This window comes from Nannocystis bainbridge (genome assembly GCF_028368995.1).
GTDB lineage: Bacteria > Myxococcota_A > Polyangia > Nannocystales > Nannocystaceae > Nannocystis > Nannocystis bainbridge.
On sequence record NZ_JAQNDL010000003.1, the window covers coordinates 3,003,475 to 3,020,783 of the forward strand.

The window sequence follows — 17,309 nt, forward strand, 5'->3', positions numbered from 1 at the left end:
CCCACGGGTGGCGCGAGGTCGCGCGAGCTGGTAGCGTGCGTGCGTGACTGCGCCGAGCGAGCGAGGGTCCGAGCTGCGGGGCGCGGCCGCGTTCGTCGCCGCGGCGGCGCTGCTGGCGGGGGCGCTCGCGCTGGTGCAGGTGCGGCTCGAGCCGCCGCCAGCGCTCGGCGAAGATGTCCCCGAGGACATGTTCTCCGCGACACGAGCGCTCGCGCGGCTGGAGCGGCTCATCGGCGACGACCTGCCCCACCCGGTCGGCTCGGCCGCGGCGGTGGGCCTGCGCGCGCGCATGCTGGCCGAGTTCGCGGCCCTGGGGATCGACGCGGAGGTCCAGGAGGGCTTCGCCTGCGGTCCGCGCAGCGCCGGCTGCGGGCGGGTGTGGAACGTGGTCGCGGCGCTGCCGGGGATCGAGGACGGGCCGGCGCTATTGGTCTCGGCGCACCACGACTCGGTCGCGGCCGGGCCCGGCGCCGGTGACGACGGCGCCGGCGTGGCGGCCGTGTTCGAGGTGGCGCGGGCGCTGCTCGCCGGCCCGCGGTCGCGCAACCCGATCGTGTTCGTGCTGGTCGACGGCGAGGAGTCGGGCCTGCTCGGCGCGCAGGCGTTCGTCGACGCCCACCCGCGCGCGGCCTCGATCGGCGCCGTCATCAACCTCGACGCCGGCGGCACGCGCGGCGTCACCTCGCTGACGCGCACGACCGCGAACGACGATGGCCTGGTCGCGGCGGTCGCCGAGGCGGTGCCGCGGCCCTACGGCGCCAGCGTGATCGGGGCCGTCTACGGGCTCACGCCCTACGACACCGACTTCACCGTCTACAAGAACGCGGGCTGGCCGGCGCTCGACTTCGGCTTCGGCGAGGACAAGGCCCACTACCACACCCCGCTCGATCGCCTGGACAACCTCGACGCGGCGAGCGTGCAGCACCTCGGCGACACCGCGCTCGCGGCCGTGCGCGCGCTGGCCGGGGCCGACCTCGCGGCCCTGCCCGGGCGCTCGCGGGTGTACGTCGACGCGCTCGGGGCCCGCATGCTGCACCTGCGCACGCTGTGGATCCCCGGGCTCGCCGCGCTCGCGCTCGGGCTGCTCGTACCGGTCGCGCGTCGGCTCGCGCGCGAGTCCGGCGGCGATCGTCGCTCGTGGCTCCGGCGCGGGCTCGGCTTCGCGGCGCTGGTCGGGCTGCCGGCGGCGATCGGCGCCGGGTGGATGGCGGCGATCGCCTGGCTCACCGCGGCCGAGGTCGCCGGCCACGCGGCCCCGCTGCCGGCCCGCGTCGCGCTGTGGACGATCGTGCTGGCGACCGGCGGCGCGCTGGTCGGGCCGCTGGCGCGCGCCGACGCGGCCGCGCGCGCGTGGCTGTGGCTCGGGCCGTGGCTGTGGCTGGCGGCGATCGCCGCGATCACGGCGGTCGCGCTGCCGGGCGCGAGCGTCGGCGTGCTGCCGCCGGCGCTGGTCGCCGGCATGCTGGCGTTTTGGACATGTTTCTTGGGCAATGCTCGTAAGAGCATGTCGTGGAGGACATGGCCCTCGGGACCTGTGATCCTCCTCGGCCTGGCGCTGCCGGCGCTGATGTGGCTGCAGGCGGCGGTGCGGGTCGAGGCGGTGTTCGGCCTCGAACCGGCGGCGGCCGGGGTGCTGGCGCTGCTGGCCTCGCTGCTGGCGCCGCTGTGGCACGGGCTCGGGCGCCTGCGCCGGCCGCTCGTGCTGGCCCTCGCGGTCGCCTGCGCCGTCGCCACGGCGATCGCCGTCACCTCGCCGGCGTACAGCGAGGCGCGGCCGCGGCGCCTGAGCCTGCTGTATCACCTCGACGCCGACAGCGGCGCGGGGCGGTGGATCGTCGGCGCGGACGCGCCGCTGCCGGCCGCGCTGCAGGCGGCCGCGGCGTTCGGCCCGGCCGGGCCGGCGTTCGCGTGGGACAGCGACGCTTCGCCCAGCTTCGTCGCCCCGGACGGTTCGTCGCCGCCCGGGCTGTCGCCGCCGACAGTCGAGCCCGAGGCGGACCCGGAGCCGCCACCGGGCGCGGGTCGGCGGGTGGTGGTGCGCGTGCGGTCGACCCGCGGCGCGCGGGTGATGGCGATGTTCGTGCCCGCGGCCGCGGGGCTGCGCAGCGTGGCGATGAACGGGGTGGTCCTGCCGCCCTACCCGGAGCACCGGCGCAAATACGTCGAGGGCGGCGAGGTCTACGGGATCGTCGCGCCGCCGCCGGAGGGCGTGGTAGTGACGCTCGAGCTGGACAGCGCCGCCGCGGTCGAGGCTGTCGTTTGGGACCTCTCGGAGGGGTTGCCCGCGGCGGGTGACGCGCTGAAGGCGGCGCGCCCGACCTGGGCCGTGCCCTCGCACGGCGGCGACCGGACCATGGTCTCGCGCCAGATCTCGCTATGACGGCCTGGGCGCAGTTCCGTCCACATGGCCGCAGATGGGCCGAAGCACCGGCGACAGCCGGTCCGAGGTCGTCGCCGCCGCCCGGGTTGCGGGCGCGCGAGACCCGAGGCCGGCGAGGCACGAAGCCCTGGCCCGCGCGCCTGCCGGGCCGCGTCGGCGAGCTCACCCGCGGCGCGAAGCTGCCCGGTTTTGTCGCCCTCCGCACGTCCGGCGGCGACGCCCGGCGACATTTGCTATGGTGAACCGGAAGGCGGCTGGCCGCGCGAGCGACGGGCCGTGACAACCCTTCACGACGGACTACTCTGGCTCCACTCATGAACCGCCTCCGGCCCACCAAAGGGCGCCGGCCCTTCGGCACCCCGCGTCGCCTGCGCCCCGACCTCGCGCGTGACGGCGTGCTCGAGGCCGATCGCGAGGCCCCGGAGACGCAAGCGCTGGTGCGCCGCGGGGTCGGTTGGGACCAGTCGGCGGCGCTCGAGACGACCCCGTTCCGCGAGACGGACCCGCTCGATTCGCCGCTGTCGTCGCGGATCTTGAGCCTGCTTTCCGACCCGCGGATCGATTTCCTGACGGTGGCCTCGGCCGCGGACGCGCTCGGCTCGCCGCGCCAGGACGTCGAGAACGCGCTCGAGGCGATGCGCCAGGCCGGCGTGCTGCTGGCGATCGGCGGCGGCTCGGTGGTCCGCTACGGGGTCACGCCCGAGACGAAGGGCGAGCTCGAGGCCGAGTTCCGCGCCGCCGCGCAGGAGCTCGGCGAGCACGCGCTGCTGGCTCGCCTGTCGACCGAGTCGGCCATGGTGCCGTTCGAGGACGAGGAGCCGCGGCTGCCCGCGACCGCCGGCCTGCTGAGCCTGTTCCTGCCCGGCACCGGCCAGCTGCTCAACGGCGACATCGGCCGCGCCTCGCTGGTGTTCGCGGTGTGGAGCCTCGCGTGGATCACCCATCTGTCGCCGGTGTGGACCTTCGTGTGCCTGTACGCCGGCGCCGAGGCGTTCTTGACCGCGAAGATCCGCAGCATGGAGCGCAAGCTGGCCGAGGACAACCACGCGCTGCCGCCCGCCGGCGCCGGCCCGAAGAAGCTGCCCGCGCCGCGGCCGACCTGAGTCCGTTCGGGCAGGTCCCGGGTCGGCTTTGCATCGAGGTGTTCTTTAGAGCATGTCCCCGGGCACATGCTCTTTCGAGCATGCGCGAAGGGGCATGCCCTTTCGAGCATGTCCCTTCGGCACGCCGCGCTCAGCCGTGATCGATCGGCCCCGGCGCGACGCCGCGGGCGCGGCTCGGCAGGGTCAGCGGCACGTAGGGCAGGCGCTGGGCCGGGGTGAACTCGGCCGGCGCGTGCAGCCAGCGGTAGCTGAGCCAGCGCTCGAGCACCGACTGGGTGTAGGCGCGGGTCTCGTCGTAGGGGATGGCCTCGATGAAGAGGTCGAAGTCCCAGTCCTTGCGCTTCTCGAGCCACTTGTCGACCGCGCCGGCGCCCGCGTTGTAGCTGGGGATCGCCAGCGGCACCGCGGCCTCGTCGCCGCCGTAGCGACGGACCAGGTTGCCGAGGTAGAGCGTGCCGAGGTCGAGGTTGAGCGACGGGTCGTGGAGGCGGGCGTCGTTGAAGCTCTCGACGCCGGCCTGGCGCGCGAGGTCCTTCGCGGTCGCCGGCATCAGCTGCACGAGGCCGCGCGCGCCGGCCCACGACGTCACGCCCGGCTCGAACCGGCTCTCGGTCTGCATGATGGCGAAGGTGAGGAACCACGGGACCTGGTGGGCGCCCTCGCCGGCGCGCACGAGGTCGGAGAACGCCAGCGGGTGGGCGATCGTCCACAGCTCGCGGTTGGCGACCCCGGGCGGGCTCTGGCGCCAGCTGCTGCCGAGCGCGCCGAGCAGCCGCTGCGATTCGCCGTAGAGCCCGGCCTGGGCCAGCACCGCGGCCGCGGGCCAGCCGTCGATCTTGGCCTCGCTGAGCTCCTCGCGGGCCTCGTCGCCGAGGCCGAGGCGGGCCAGCAGCAGCGCGCGCTCGGCCGCGGGCGTGGCCGGCAGGTCGAGGCGCGGGGCGGACTGATCGGCCGCCTTCGAGAGCGCCGCGATCCCGCGCGCGAGCGGCTCGTCGCCAGCCTCGCGCAGGCGCGACATAGCCTGAAGGCCAGGATAGCTGAGCGGCGCGGTGGCGACGACGTCGAGCCAGGCGGTCACGGCATCGTCGGCGCGGCCGAGCCGGTGCAGGCCGCGGCCGCGGAAGTAGTGCAGCTTGGCGCGGTCGCGCAGGTCGAGGCCCTTGCCGGCGAGGCCGTCGTCGGCCAGCTTGAGCGCGTCGGCCGGGCGGTCCTGCGTCAGCGCCAGCACCAGCAGCCGGCGCCGCGCCTCGAACGCCATGTCGCCGCCGGCGAACTCGCCCAGCATGCGCTCGTAGGCCTGCCGCTCGCGCGGCTTGTCGCTCTTCTCGGCCCACGACTCGCCGGCCAGCAGCAGCGAGTCGTCGGCGTAGCTGTGGTCAGGGAACTCGTCGGCGACCGCGGTGAACTGCTTGGCCGCGCGCTCGTACTCGCCCTCGGCGTAGCGGCCGCGACCGGCCTGGTAGAGGGCCTTGACGAGGGTGTCCTTGCGGACAGGCCCGGCCTTGCGGCAGGCCATCGCCGCCGACTCGAACACCGGGCGCGACTTGGCCCGCTTGCGCTGCTTGAAGATCGCCGTGCCCTTGAGGAACAGCGCCTCGCAGCGGTCGGCCTCGGGCGGCTGCAGCGCGAGGAACTCGTCGACGTCGCGCAGGACCGCGGCGTAGCGGCTGCGCGCCAGTTGATCGCGGATCTTCGCCAGCTGGCGCTGACGCATGGCGTCGCGGTCCTCGGTGAAGCTGCGCCGCAGTCCGACCTTCTGCGCCAGCGCCGGCAGCCGCTCCTCGGCCTCGCTGCCGTAGTCGGACAGCGGCACGTCGAGCAGCAATTTTTCGTAGAGCTCGATCGCCTCGCGCAGCTCCTCGGGCGCCTCGCCTTCGGCCAGCAGCCGGGCCCGCTTGGCCCGCACCTCGTGCCGCCGCGGCGACTCGGGGAACTTGGCCAGGAAGCCGGCGTACTGCGCCAGCGCGCCGGCGCGGTCGCCGGTGCGCGCCTTGGCGTCGGCGCCGGTGATCGTCGCGGCCGGCTCGATCGCGGTGCCGGCCGCGGCTTCGACCAGGCCGGCGAGCGGCGCCACGGCCTTGTCGGGCATGCCGGCGTCCAGCCACGCCTGGGACTCGAGCAGGCGCAGGCGCGGGGCGACCGCGGACAGCCCGGGCGCCGTGCGGGCCTCGGCCAGCCGCCTGGCGCCCTCGGCGTACTTCTGCGCCCGCAGGTCCTCGAGCGCGCGCAGCCACAGCGCCGCCCCGCGGTCGTCGGCCGCGAGCGCGCCGTCCTGCAGCACCTCGTCGAGCAGCTTGACCGCGGCGGGGAAGTTCTGCCGCTCGCGCGCGAGGATGGCGTCGCGCCCGGGCCCGCTGGAGAACCACAGCTTGCGCTCGGGCTCGGCGACCGTCGGCGGGTCCTTCTTGGCGTCCTTGTCGGGCTCGCTGTCTTGCCGGCCGAGGTCGCCGGTGAACAGCGGCGGGGTGGACTCGCCGCGACATGCCCCAAAGGACAGGCTCATCAGGACGAGCAGGGCGACCGGGCCGCGATTCGAAAGGCGTTGCATCACCTGCTCCTTAGACCAGCCGCGTCGGCTCGTTCTCTGGGTCGTAGATCTCGACGCGATCACCACCGGCGCGGCGGGCGATCGTCAGCGCGACCTCGGCGGCCTTGATCAGCGCGTCGGCGGTCGGCTCGTGCAGCAGCGCCAGGTCGGCGACCCCGAGCGACAGCGTCACGTGCGTCGCATCGGCGCCGGGCAGCTCGCGCGCGGCGATCGTCTCGCGCAGCCGCCGGGCGGCCCGCGAGGCCCGCATGGCGTCGACGTCGCGGCACAGGAAGGCGAAGTCCTCGTCACCGAGGCGGGCCAGCAGGTCGTCGCTGCGGGTGCTCTCGACGATCGTCAGGCACATGGCCCGCAGGACCTGGTCGGCGGTCGCGTCGCCGACGCTCGCGCGCACGCCGGCGAAGCCGTCGACCTCGAAGCGGACCAGCGCCAGCGGCTTGCCGTGCCGCAGCGCCACGGCGACGTCGCTCTCGAGCCGATTCAAGAAGTAACCGCGGGCGAACAGGCCGGTGAGGCGGTCGCGCAGCGTCGACTCGTACAGCTCGCGCTGGTGGTCGTCGTCGGTGTCCTCGTGGAAGGTGAAGCGGAGCACGCTGGCGGCCCCGAGCTGGATCTTGTCGCCCTCGCGCAGCGCGTAGCGATCGACGCGCTCGCCGTTGGCGAAGGTGCCGTTGGTCGAGCCGGCGTCGGACAGGTAGTACACGCCCTTGTCGACCGTTACGGCCGCGTGGGTGCGCGAGATTCCCTCGTCGTTGACCCGCACCGTCGCCGTCAGCCCGCGGCCGATCGTGGTGTACTTGGGGTCGAGCTCGAACATCTCGCCCATGCGGTCGCCCGCGAGCACCACGACGAACGCCTTCCGCGGCGCCTCCTTGTCGGAGGCGCGGTCGGGAGCCTGAAATCGTCCGGGCGCGGCGGCCACTGGCCGGCATCGTAGGGCCCGCCGGCCCCGCGGGGCAACATTTGGGCCCTTCCAGGCCGGGGCGCCCGCGGCGCGCGCTGGAGGGCTTGCGCGGGCCGGGTGGCCGCCCCATACTCGTGATTCACCGCGGCGCCCGTCGTCGCGGCGAAAGTCCAACCACTCACGGGGGTGTCAGGTTTCGACGGGGGTTCTGAACGTGATGGATTGCGTGCCGGGGCTGCTCACTCAGCCACGTAAAAATGAGTGGGAATCATAGCTGCCAACGACAACAGCTACGGCCAGATGGCCCTCGCGGCGTAAGAACCCGCGACATCCCCCCCCCAGAGGCTCCGATAGGGACGGGGGTGTGATTACCGGAGCTAGCGTGAGCGCCTCGCCCCGAGCGCTCGTGCGAAATGAGGGGATCGCGACGGAGAGGGCCTGCCGTGGGCATGCTCCGGAGCTAAATCAAATTCAGCGGCTACGCACGTAGTGGTCCCACCGGATGGCTCGCGGACCCGGGTTCAACTCCCGGCGCCTCCACTCGGCCGGACTCGGCAACCGAGTCCGGCCAACCTTTTTTCGCACGGTAACGAGCAAGGTCTCGTCCACCATGCCGCCCCGCTGGCAGACCCGCCCCACGGCAGTCTGAGCGGGGCGTACTTTTTTGGTCGCCCGCGGCTTCGAGAGCGAGTTTGCCGCAGCCGGGTATCCGGCTCGCCCACGGCAGCGCCTCGCTAGTCTTGCCGCGACCGGCCGAGCTGAGATTCGCGGCCGTGACGGGCGCGCTGGCTGGGGACGCTCCTGGTCGCCCCAAACTGAGCCGCCGCGAACGGCCTCGAGCAGCTTGGCGCGCTTGGCCTTGTACTCCTCTTAGTGAGGAGCTCGGCCTCGAACGCGGCCTTGAGCTTGCGCAGCTTGGCCTCGAGGCTGTTGTCGTCGGCGGCCGCTGCTGCGGCTGCTGGAACTGCTGCTGCTGCTTCACGGCGCCGGCATCCCCGACAGCCGAGCGCTTGCCGCGATCGGCTTCCAGGTCCCCGACCCTGCCCGGGACACCGCGTCGGCTCTCGGCCTCGAATCTCTCAGGAGATACCGTCGATGCAGTCGGCCACGGCGAACAGCGCCTGGTCGCCGGGGTCGTCGGGGTCGAAGCAGGCCTCGTCCACGCTCTGGGCGGCCGCGGGCAAGGCGGTGATCCGGCGAAAACCCTGGCCCGGGCGCAGACGCGGCGAGCGGAGCAGGTACACGCGTCCCCGCGAGACGTAGAAGACCCGGCGCTCGTCGGCGTAAAAACCGTCCCGGACGCGCACCAGCGCGAAGTCCTCGCCGTATACGTGCATCTCGAGCGTCGCGGCGGGCGCGGTGCGGGCGACCTTCCGGGTCTCCGGGGTCATGAAGGTCGCAAAGTCGAGCTGCTCCCAGGCCTCGTAAGCACGCATCGGTCGCCTCCGATCAGACAGCATTTAACAGCGGCCGGCACCCACGCCGTCAAGCGCCATCGCCGACAAGCCCGCGAGCCGGCTGTGCCTCGCGCTGGGGATAAGCCCGAGACCGCCGCCGGAACGCGCGACCGACGGGGCTCTGCGGCCATGCAGAAGCAGGATTCGCGCGTCCGCGCTTGAGCCCGCTCGCGCGAGCAAACCGCACAGGCCGCACCTGCCGCGCCAAGGCCCGCGCGGAGGCGCGCAGCTCGCATGTCCTTTAAAACATGTTTTAAAGGGCATGGTCCAAAAGCCCTGCGCATGAGGACACGTCGAGCCGCGCCGGAGGGCCCAGGGCAGGAACAGCCTGACGAACTCGATTCACTCGAGCCCGAGCGACCCACACGAGCACCACCACGTTTACGCATGTCCCTCGGAACATGCCCCTCAGGACATGCTCTTTGAAGCATGTCCCCCGGAGCATGCCCCTCAGGACATGCTCTTTGAGCAGAAGAGCCCGAAGGTACAGCTCAGCCGAGCTCGACGCGCACCGTCGAGATCAGCCGGCGCAGCGCGCGGGCCACCACTTCGGTGTCGGGGTGACGCAGGATCGCGTAGCCCTCGCCGTCGTAGGAGTCCGCGCGGGGTTGACCGATCTGCGGCAGCTTCACGTCGACCACCAGGGAGCCGAGGTCGCGCTGGGCCTCGTTCAACCCGTGGAGCGCGACCACGCGGGCGCCCGGGCGGGACTTGCCCTGACCGCGGAAGAACGCCACCCCGGCCGCGTACTTGCGCACCGGCGAGTCCCACTGATCCAGCACCACCAGTCGGGCCCAGCGCTCGTAAAAATCGACGTCGTGGGCGTACGAGTTGAGGCTGACGATCTGCGCCCCGGGCGGGCGCGCGCCGACCTCGGAGATCGCCACCGGCGGGCCGCCCGGGCGGTCGCGGCGGAACCACTCCATGTGCGACAGACCGGTGCCCATCCCGAGCGCCTGCAGGGCCGCCAGCGCGTGCGGGCGCGCGAGCCGGGTGTCCTCGGTCTCCTCCTCGCGCGGCATCATCACGGTCCACTGAATCCACGGGTTCTCGAGCACGTGCAGCGGCGGCGGATCGTACAGCGTCGACGAGAACCACACCGGCTTGCCCTGGATCGTCACCGTCTCGAACGAGCGCTCGCGGCCGGTCACGAACTCCTCGGCCACCGCCGGGCGCTCGGGCGACGGGCGCAGCGCCGACAGGGCGTGGTGCAGCGTCTCGGCGTCGGTGACGCGGAACGTGCCCTTGGCCGCGGCCGCGTCGGGCGGCTTCAAGATCAGCGGGTAGCCGACGTCGAGCGCGAAGGCCCAACCCTCGCCGGCCGAGGTGATCCTTCGGTGGCGCGCGCACGGGACTCCGGCCCGCTGCAGCACGTCCTTCATGCGCGCCTTGTCGCGGAAGTTGCGCGACACCTCCTCGCCCATGCCCTCGATGCCGAGGCGGTCGCGCAGCTGACCGAGCTGGACCTGCAGCTGCTCGAGCGTGCCGAGCAGGCGGTCGACCCCGCCGAGGCGGTGCCCCACCGTCTTGACCGCGCCCTCGAGGTGGCCGACGTCGAGCGCGTCGGCGACCCGCTCGAACGCCGCCAGCCGGCGCCGCACCTCGGGCGCGATCCGGTCGAGCGGCTCCTGCGAGATCAGCCCCAGGCGCACGTTCGGCAGCGACGCCACCGCGTGCACGAAGCGCATCGTCGCCGGGAGGTTGAAGGGGGCGATGAAGATGACGGCGGGCATGATCGGATGTCTCTTCGCGCAGGTCCTTCGGGACAGGAACCTACGGACAGGCTCAGGAGTGCTCGGCCAGGTACTTCGGCAGCATCTCGCGCCAGGTCGGCCAGTCGTGGTCGTGGTCCTCGCCCCACAGGTCGACGCGGTTGGGCACGCCGCGGCGGCCGAGCACGCTGGCGATCTCCCACGAGTTGCCCGGCCGGTCCCAGCGGCCCTCGCCGACCGCGAGGATCGCCAGGCGCGTGCGCAGGCGGGCCAGCTGCGGGCCCTCCGGCAGCGTCGGCACGAAGTGGATCGGCGAGAAGTAGTGGAGGTCGAGCGTGTGCACGCCGTCCATCCAGCCGGTGAGGTTGTAGGTGCCGCTCATGCCGATCGCCAGGGCGAACGCGTCCGGGTGGCGGATCAGCGAGGCGACCGCGTTGAGCGCCCCGATCGACGCGCCCGCGGTGATGATCTCGATGTCGGGCGTCTGGCAGTCGGTGCGGATCGCCGGCACCAGCTCCTCGGCGACGAACGCGTCGTACTGGTTCTGCAGCCACGCCTTTTGCTGCGGCGAGCGGTCGTCGCGGATCCAGTTCTTCCCGGCCGTGCTGTCGGGCGAGTAGACCTTGATCCGGCCGGCGTCGATGAGCGGCGAGAGGGCGCGGATCATCAGCATCCGCTCGCACTCCTCGCAGTCGCCCCCGGCCGTCGGGAACAGGAGCACAGGGCGGCCGTAGCTGCCCCAGCGCGCAAAGGAGACCTCCTGACGGAGGCGCGACGAGTACCAGGTCGAGCGACTCTTATCCATGGCCATGGTTGAGGAGGCACCGCGAGGCGGGCCGGGTGGCCGGCGCCGACCCCGTCGCGCGGGGCCGGTCGAACCGGTTCTTTGGGACATGTCCTTCGACACAGGCTAGTTCTTGGCCTTCTTGCCCTTGCCGCCCTTCGGCGGGGCGGCGGGCTTGAGCGGCGCGAACGCGGCCGGCTCGGGCTGCGCGGCGACCTCGGCCGCCGGCGCCTTCTCGGTCGGCGTGGCGACCTCGGGCGTGGCGACCTCGGGCGTGGTGGTCACGGGCGTGGTGGTCACGGCCTCGGGCGTGGTCACGACTTCGGGCGTGCGCACGGCCTCGGGCGTGGTCACGACTTCGGGCGCGGCAGCGGCGGCCGTCGCCTGCTCCTTGGCCGTGTTCATGCGGTCAGCCTCGCACTTGCGCCAGAACTGGATCAGGCCGAAGAAGTGGTCGGTGAACGCCTCCACCTCGTGGGCGGGGAACAGCGCGGCGACCTTCTGGCGCACGAAGCCCTTGGCGGTGTCGGTGCCGAAGAACTCCCACGTGACCTCGTCGAGGTGCGTCAGGTGCTTGGCGACGAACTCCTGGAAGCGGTCGTGCTCCATCCGCTCGCGGGCGATCTTGGCGTAGCCGGCCAGGCGCTCGCGGTACGGCAGGTCCTTCTTGGCGATCTCGAAGAACGGCGCCCAGTCGAGGTTGAGCGCCTTCTTGCGCCCGGTCGCCGCGCAGAACAGCGACCAGCGGATCATGTTCTTGACCAGCTCGGGGAAGTGGAAGTGCAGCGACGTGACCTGGAAGTCGGGGCACGCGTTGGCGAAGTCGATCGGGTAGAAGGTCCCCTCTTTGCGCAGCGACTCGCACGAGTTGAACTCCCAGCCGAAGAACGCGTTGATGGTGAGGCAGGTGTCCTGGAGGACGCTCCACTCCTCGCCGTCGACGAAGAAGAAATCGACCTTGTAGCGGTCGTGCAGCGGCGCGTCGGGGTCGTAGCGGACGATGTGGACCTGCGGGCCGATGCCGATCGCGCGCACGAACAGGTCGAACGGGTCGACCGCGCGCTGCAGGTGCATCACCCGCCGGCCGCTCTGCTCGTAGGCCTTGAGCAGCTGCTGGGTGTTGTTGATCTTGGTGACCCCGACCCACGCGCCGCCGTCGTAGGGCTTCATGAACAGCGGATAGCCGAGCTTCTCGCCGATCTCCGCCAGCTCGAACTTCCGCCCGTAGCGCTCGAGCATCGGGTAGATGTCGGGGTTGTCGGGCGAGAGCTCGCGCGGCGGCACCATCCACGTCTCGGGGATCGGCATGCCGAGGGCCATCATCGCCGAGTAGGTCGTGTGCTTCTCCATCGACTGGAGCGACCACGGATTGTTGAGGACGTAGAGGCCGTCCATCACCACGGCCTTCTTGATCCACTCGCGGCTGGTATGGAACCAGTGCGTCAGGCGATCGAGAACCATGTCGTAGCGGACAGGCTGACGTAGGTTGAACGGCTCGACGCTGACGCGCTCGACGTGGAACCTGATCGCGTCCTCGCCCGAGGGGATGCTGAGATCGAGGCGATTGACGATCTCCTCATAGCAAGCGGGCCAGCACAGGTCGGCCCCGAGGGACAATCCGATGTTCTTGGTGACGTTGGCCATGTCGGCTTCTCCTACGGCAGCCGCGACTCTTGCCAAATTCGCCCCAGTTTGCAAGGGCCGGCGCCAGCGCCGTCGGCTACTCGTAGACCATCCACAGCGGCCCCGGGAACAGCCACGAGAGCCCGCTCCGCAGGCGATCGCGCCAGTTCTCCCAATTATGACCGTCGCGCGCCTCCTCGTACTTGACCTCCATGCCGGTCGATTGGAGGAGCGGCACCAGCGACCGGTTCTCGTAGATGAGGCTCTCGTAGGTGCCGCAGCTGAGATAGACCTTGTCGCTCGGCCTGCCCGGGTTCTCGCGGAAGTTGTTGACGAAGTCGACGACCTTGGCGAACACCGGTCCGCGCTTGCTCTCGCCGATGTCGGTGAACGCGAAGCTCCCCGATTGCAGGAGCAGCCGCCCGAACGTGCCCGGGTAGCGCCACGCGGTCGAGAGCGAGGCGACCCCGCCGAAGCTCGCGCCCATCAGGCACCGCGCCGCGGGCGCCGCGTACAGCGGGTACTGCTTCTCCATGAAGGGCAGCAGGTGCTCGGCGATGAAGGCCGCGTGGAGCGGGTTGTTGGGGTACTCGCCGATGCGGTCGCCCGGGTGGGTCAGCGCGGCCACCAGCGGCGCGACCTCGAGGCGGTGGATCAGGTTGTCGAGCACCGACTTGAGCGCCGCGTAGCGCATGTAGTCGCCGCCGTCGTGGACGATGAGCAGCGGGTACCGGCGGCTCTCGCGGAACCGGGCCGGCAAGTAGATGCTGACCCGCTGGGTCCCGAGCGGCGTGCCCTCGAGCTGGGTCTCGATCATCGTCCCCGGCCTGGCCTCCGGGTCATGTTCGGCCCAGCCGGGCGTGCGATAGCCCTGGCCGTGGGCCACCGAGTTGGCGCCGAACGGGTCGTGCGCGAGGTTGGGGTTCAGCGGGTCGCGGATCCACGTGCCGGTGCCGCCGAGGATCACCTCGAGCTTGTATTCGACGCGCGACTGCGGCGGCAGCTCGAGCGTGTGGTACCAAAAGTCGCTGCTGCCGACCCGCGTAAACGGCTGCGACGAGCCGAGGCCGAACACCCAGTGGCGCAGGTTCACCTGGTCGCCCGGGCCGCGGTAGACGAACGTCGCGTTGCGCCCCTCGATCAGCGGGAACGAGTGCGTGCGCAGGAACTTGTCGATCGCCGCCGCGTCGACCGGGCCGTGCGCGAGGAAGCTCTGGATCGCCAGCTTCATGGGCGGGTGCAGACGGGTGTTCATGGCCGGCATCAGTGCAGCGCCACCAGGTGGCCGTCGGTGCGGAGCTGGAACGTGTTGGACCCGGCGCTCCAGCGCGGGCCGTCGAAGTGGATGAAGCAGCGCTCGTCGAGCGCCACGCAGGTGGCCGGCGCGAACCGGCGGGCGAACACCGTGATGCGCCCCGGGTCCTGCAGGTTGAGCCGCCGGCGCGCGTGCGGCAGCGGGACCACGCCCGGGAACAGCCCGAGCCCACCTTCTAGGACCTCGGCGTTGCCGCGGCCCTGCGGCGGGCTGTCGTGGAACAGCACGATCCGGCTGGCCAACACCATCGCCCCGGCCGACCAGGCGATGATCGGCAGGTCGGCGAGACGTGGCCCGAGGTCGAACAGCCGCAGGCGGTTATAGAGGACCGCCACGTGCCCGCCGGCGATCGCCACCCCGGCGCAGTCGGCCAGGATCGCCTCGATCTCCTTGAGCTGCTTGAGGATCGCCGGCCGCTCGAGCGGCTTCACCTTGCGATCGAAGTCCCGCTGGATGTGCTGGGTCTTGACCACGTGGTGGGCGTCGAGCAAGCGGACGGCCTGGACCGCCTCCTCCAACTCGGCGTCGACGAGGTCGCGCGGCGCCTGGGCCTGCTGGACCCGCCGCGCCGCCTTGAGGTGGCTGGCGAGCCGCAAGCGGTACAGGTCCTGCAACTGGCGCAGACGGTCCTGCTTGGCCCGGTGGGCGGCGAACAGCTCGGGGTCCTCGCGGAAGGCCGTCTCGGCCCGCGCGTGCAGCATCAAGTTGACGGCCCGGTTGCCGAACGCGGCGCACAGCTCCTGGTCCTCGTCCTCGCGCTCCTGCCAGCCCGCGGTGACGGCGGCGATCGGGCCGTCGATGCCGAGCATGTCGGCCGCCTTGTCGACGATCGGGTGGAGGCGTTGGGGGCCGAGGAGCACGCCTCGGGTCATGGAGTTGTTCTCCTGCGCGAGCCCGTGGTAAGGCCCCTCTGGGGCTTCATCGCGTCGACCCGTTCGACGCAATCGGCGGCCCGGAGGGGTACAATCTCGTCATGCATGTCCTGTTCGTCGCCCCGCACTTTCCCTCTTACCAGAGGCATTTTGTCCGCGCCATGCATTCGGTCGGCGCCCGCGTGACCGGGATCGGCGAAGCGCATCCTTCGCAGCTCGACGACGAACTGAAGAGCTGGCTGCACGGCTACGAGCAGGTGCCCTCGGTGGTCGACGAAGGTGCTCTCTACGACGCTGTCCGGCGCTGCCAAAAGCGCGAGTGGGTCGACCGCCTCGAGTGCACCATCGAGGCCCACATCATCTCCACCGCCAAGGTGCGCGAGGCGACCAAGATCCCCGGGCCTTCGGTGCAGTCGGCGATGCTGTGCCGCGACAAGCCGATGATGAAGGAGTTCCTGCGCAAGCACGACATCCCGTGCGCGCAGTCGACCGGCGTCGACACGATCGAAGAGGGCCTGGCCTTCGCGCGTCGGGTCGGCTTCCCGCTGATCGTCAAGCCGCGCGCCGGCGCCGGCGCCTCGGGCACCTCGCGCGTCGACGCCGAGCCGCAGCTCGTGCAGACCCTCCGCGAGATGAACGTCGGCCGCGGCGCCTCGGTCGCGCTCGAGGAGTTCATCGAGGGCCACGAGGGCTTCTACGACACGCTCTCGATCGACGGCCGCCCGGTGTTCGAGTTCGTCTCGCACTACTACCCCAACGTGCTCGACGCGATGCGCAACCGGTGGATCACGCCGTACATCGTCTCGACCAACCGCCTCGACGGGTCCGGCTACGACAACCTCAAGGAGATGGGCCGCAAGGTGATCGAGGTGATGGACCTCGGCACCACCGCGACCCACATGGAGTGGTTCTCCGGGCCCAAGGGCCTCAAGTTCTCCGAGATCGGCTCGCGCCCGCCGGGCGTCGGTCAGTGGGACGTCTACGCCGACGGCAACGACATCGACATCTACCGCGAGTGGGCCAACGCGGTCGTGCACGGCCGGGTCGAGCGGCGGCCGTCGCGGCGGTTCGCCAGCGGCATCATCGCCCTGCGGCCCGACCGCGACGGGCGGATCCGCGGCTACGAGGGCCTCGACGACGTCCAGCGCCGCTTCGGCCAGTACATCTGCCGCGCCCACCTGCCGCCCGCCGGCTGGCCGACCCAGCCGATCGAGGCCGGCTACATGGCCAACGCGTGGATTCAGATGCGTCACCCCGACTACGACGCGATGCGCGAGATCTTCGAGATCATCGGCCGCACCGTGAAGGTCCGCGCCGGCTGAGGAGCCAGTCCATGAAGGTCCTCTTCATCTCCCCCCACTATCCCGAAGAGATGCTGGACTTCACCCGCGGCCTCGCCGAGGTCGGGGCCCAGGTCTACGGCGTCGGCGAGCTGCCGAAGGCCGCGCTGCCGGCCAAGGTCCAGCGGCACCTCCGCGACTACTTGCAGATCCCCAGCCTGTTCGACGAGGACTCGGCCGTCCGCCACATCGTCCAGGCGGCCCGGCGGTTCCGCCCCGACCGCGTCGAGTGCCTGTGGGAGCCGTGCGTCGTGCTGGCGGCGCGCGTGCGCCAGGAGCTCGGCATGCCAGGCATGAGCCCCGACGTCGCCATCGGCTTCCGCGACAAGCCGATCATGAAGCAGCGGCTGTTCGACGCCAACCTCCGCGTGCCGCGGTTCGCCCGCGTCCGCACCGCCAAGGAGGCGTTCGAGGCCGCCTACGCGATCGGCTACCCGGTGTGCGTCAAGCCGGTCGCCGGCGCCGGCTCGGCCGACACCTACCGCGTCGGCGACGACGCCGAGCTGCGCGCGGTCCTCGGCGCCGTCGAGCGCCACCCCGAGATCAACCTCGAGGAGTACATCGAGGGCGAGGAGTTCACCTACGACACCGTCTGCATCGACGGCGAGCCGGTGTTCGAGAGCGTCGCCCAGTACTTCCCCAAGCCGATGGAGGGCCGCAACAACGAGTGGATCACGCCGGCCCAGGTGGTCTTCCGCGACCCCTATCAGCCGGCGCTGATGCCCGGCATCGAGCTCGGGCGCAAGGTCATCAAGGCGCTCGGCATGACCACCGGCTTCACCCACATGGAGTGGTACAAGAAGCCCAACGGCGAGGCCGTGTTCGGCGAGATCGCCGCCCGCTCGCCCGGCGGCAAGCTCGTCGACCAGATGAACTTCGCCAACGACTTCGACCTCTACCGCGAGACCGCCCGCGCGATCTGCTGGAAGAGCTTCGAGGCCAAGCCGCAGCGGCGCTACCACGTCGCCGCGCTGTTCAAGCGGGCCGTCGGCCAGGGCAAGATCCGCCGCATCGAGGGCCTCGACCAGATCCAGCAGCGCCTCGGCCCCAGCCTCGTCGTCACCGACCTGCTACCGGTCGGCAGCAACCGCCGCGACTGGCGCCAGACCCTGCTGTCCGACGGCTTCATGATCCTGCGCCACCCGGACTTCCGCACCTGCATGGACATGATGCGCTTCGCCATCTCGACCCTGCGGATCCACGCCGCCTGAACCGAGCCTGCAGGTGTACGAAGGGACATGCCCAAACGGGCATGTCCCTTTTTCCATGCG

The 17,309-nt window shown here is 71.5% G+C and carries 12 protein-coding genes and 1 other RNA gene; 5 read left to right on the plus strand and 8 right to left on the minus strand.

What is annotated here, in order from left to right; translation table 11 throughout:
• The first annotated feature begins 43 nt into the window (after nt 1–43).
• Nucleotides 44–2,380, plus strand: coding sequence for a M20/M25/M40 family metallo-hydrolase (locus POL25_RS37225; protein ID WP_272091120.1), 2,337 nt, complete (start codon nt 44–46; stop codon nt 2,378–2,380).
• A gap of 314 nt (nt 2,381–2,694) precedes the next feature.
• A complete protein-coding gene (locus POL25_RS37230) occupies nt 2,695–3,483 on the plus strand; it encodes a hypothetical protein (RefSeq protein ID WP_272091121.1) in 789 nt (262 codons plus the stop codon).
• A 130-nt stretch (nt 3,484–3,613) separates the two neighbouring features.
• On the opposite strand, the gene POL25_RS37235 is transcribed toward POL25_RS37230, so the two are convergent.
• Both POL25_RS37235 and POL25_RS37240 read right to left on the minus strand, forming a co-directional pair.
• Nucleotides 3,614–6,031 carry a transglycosylase SLT domain-containing protein gene (locus POL25_RS37235; RefSeq protein WP_272091122.1) on the minus strand — a complete coding sequence of 806 codons (2,418 nt, stop codon included), beginning with the start codon at nt 6,029–6,031 and terminating at the stop codon, nt 3,614–3,616.
• A 10-nt stretch (nt 6,032–6,041) separates the two neighbouring features.
• Nucleotides 6,042–6,953 (minus strand): diguanylate cyclase domain-containing protein, encoded by a 912-nt coding sequence (locus POL25_RS37240; RefSeq protein ID WP_272091123.1) that lies wholly within the window; start codon nt 6,951–6,953, stop codon nt 6,042–6,044.
• Nucleotides 6,954–7,117: 164 nt separating this feature from the next.
• On the opposite strand from POL25_RS37240, the gene ssrA reads away from it, so the two are divergent.
• Nucleotides 7,118–7,478, plus strand: a transfer-messenger RNA (tmRNA) gene (ssrA, locus tag POL25_RS37245).
• A gap of 536 nt (nt 7,479–8,014) precedes the next feature.
• On the opposite strand, the gene POL25_RS37250 is transcribed toward ssrA, so the two are convergent.
• The 6 genes from POL25_RS37250 to POL25_RS37275 form a co-directional block, all read right to left on the minus strand.
• Nucleotides 8,015–8,371, minus strand: coding sequence for a hypothetical protein (locus tag POL25_RS37250; RefSeq protein WP_272091124.1), 357 nt, complete (start codon nt 8,369–8,371; stop codon nt 8,015–8,017).
• Between the two features lie 512 nt (nt 8,372–8,883).
• A complete protein-coding gene (locus tag POL25_RS37255; RefSeq protein WP_272091125.1) occupies nt 8,884–10,125 on the minus strand; it encodes an ATP-grasp domain-containing protein in 1,242 nt (413 codons plus the stop codon).
• Between the two features lie 52 nt (nt 10,126–10,177).
• Nucleotides 10,178–10,909, minus strand: coding sequence for an esterase family protein (locus POL25_RS37260; protein WP_272091126.1), 732 nt, complete (start codon nt 10,907–10,909; stop codon nt 10,178–10,180).
• A 105-nt stretch (nt 10,910–11,014) separates the two neighbouring features.
• Nucleotides 11,015–12,532, minus strand: a complete 1,518-nt coding sequence (locus POL25_RS37265; protein WP_272091127.1) for an ATP-grasp domain-containing protein — start codon at nt 12,530–12,532, stop codon at nt 11,015–11,017.
• A gap of 76 nt (nt 12,533–12,608) precedes the next feature.
• A complete protein-coding gene (locus POL25_RS37270) occupies nt 12,609–13,766 on the minus strand; it encodes an alpha/beta hydrolase-fold protein (protein ID WP_272091128.1) in 1,158 nt (385 codons plus the stop codon).
• Between the two features lie 8 nt (nt 13,767–13,774).
• Nucleotides 13,775–14,698: a Type 1 glutamine amidotransferase-like domain-containing protein gene (locus POL25_RS37275; RefSeq protein ID WP_272091129.1), complete on the minus strand. Its 924-nt coding sequence runs from the start codon at nt 14,696–14,698 to the stop codon at nt 13,775–13,777.
• A gap of 101 nt (nt 14,699–14,799) precedes the next feature.
• Here POL25_RS37275 and POL25_RS37280 point away from each other — a divergent pair, with 101 nt between their 5' ends.
• Together POL25_RS37280 and POL25_RS37285 are read left to right on the plus strand one after the other, a co-directional pair.
• A complete protein-coding gene (locus tag POL25_RS37280) occupies nt 14,800–16,020 on the plus strand; it encodes an ATP-grasp domain-containing protein (RefSeq protein WP_272091130.1) in 1,221 nt (406 codons plus the stop codon).
• An 11-nt stretch (nt 16,021–16,031) separates the two neighbouring features.
• On the plus strand, nt 16,032–17,249 hold the full coding sequence (locus POL25_RS37285; RefSeq protein ID WP_272091131.1) for an ATP-grasp domain-containing protein: 1,218 nt from the start codon (nt 16,032–16,034) through the stop codon (nt 17,247–17,249).
• Nucleotides 17,250–17,309: the final 60 nt, after the last annotated feature.

Coding starts and splice junctions, on each gene's coding strand:
- POL25_RS37230 (WP_272091121.1), top strand. CDS start 2,695: ATGAACCGCCTCCGGCCCACCAAAGGGCGCCGGCCCTTCGGCACCCCG.
- POL25_RS37235 (WP_272091122.1), bottom strand. CDS start 6,031: ATGCAACGCCTTTCGAATCGCGGCCCGGTCGCCCTGCTCGTCCTGATG.
- POL25_RS37250 (WP_272091124.1), bottom strand. CDS start 8,371: ATGCGTGCTTACGAGGCCTGGGAGCAGCTCGACTTTGCGACCTTCATG.
- POL25_RS37255 (WP_272091125.1), bottom strand. CDS start 10,125: ATGCCCGCCGTCATCTTCATCGCCCCCTTCAACCTCCCGGCGACGATG.
- POL25_RS37260 (WP_272091126.1), bottom strand. CDS start 10,909: ATGGATAAGAGTCGCTCGACCTGGTACTCGTCGCGCCTCCGTCAGGAG.
- POL25_RS37265 (WP_272091127.1), bottom strand. CDS start 12,532: ATGGCCAACGTCACCAAGAACATCGGATTGTCCCTCGGGGCCGACCTG.
- POL25_RS37270 (WP_272091128.1), bottom strand. CDS start 13,766: ATGAACACCCGTCTGCACCCGCCCATGAAGCTGGCGATCCAGAGCTTC.
- POL25_RS37275 (WP_272091129.1), bottom strand. CDS start 14,698: ATGACCCGAGGCGTGCTCCTCGGCCCCCAACGCCTCCACCCGATCGTC.
- POL25_RS37280 (WP_272091130.1), top strand. CDS start 14,800: ATGCATGTCCTGTTCGTCGCCCCGCACTTTCCCTCTTACCAGAGGCAT.
- POL25_RS37285 (WP_272091131.1), top strand. CDS start 16,032: ATGAAGGTCCTCTTCATCTCCCCCCACTATCCCGAAGAGATGCTGGAC.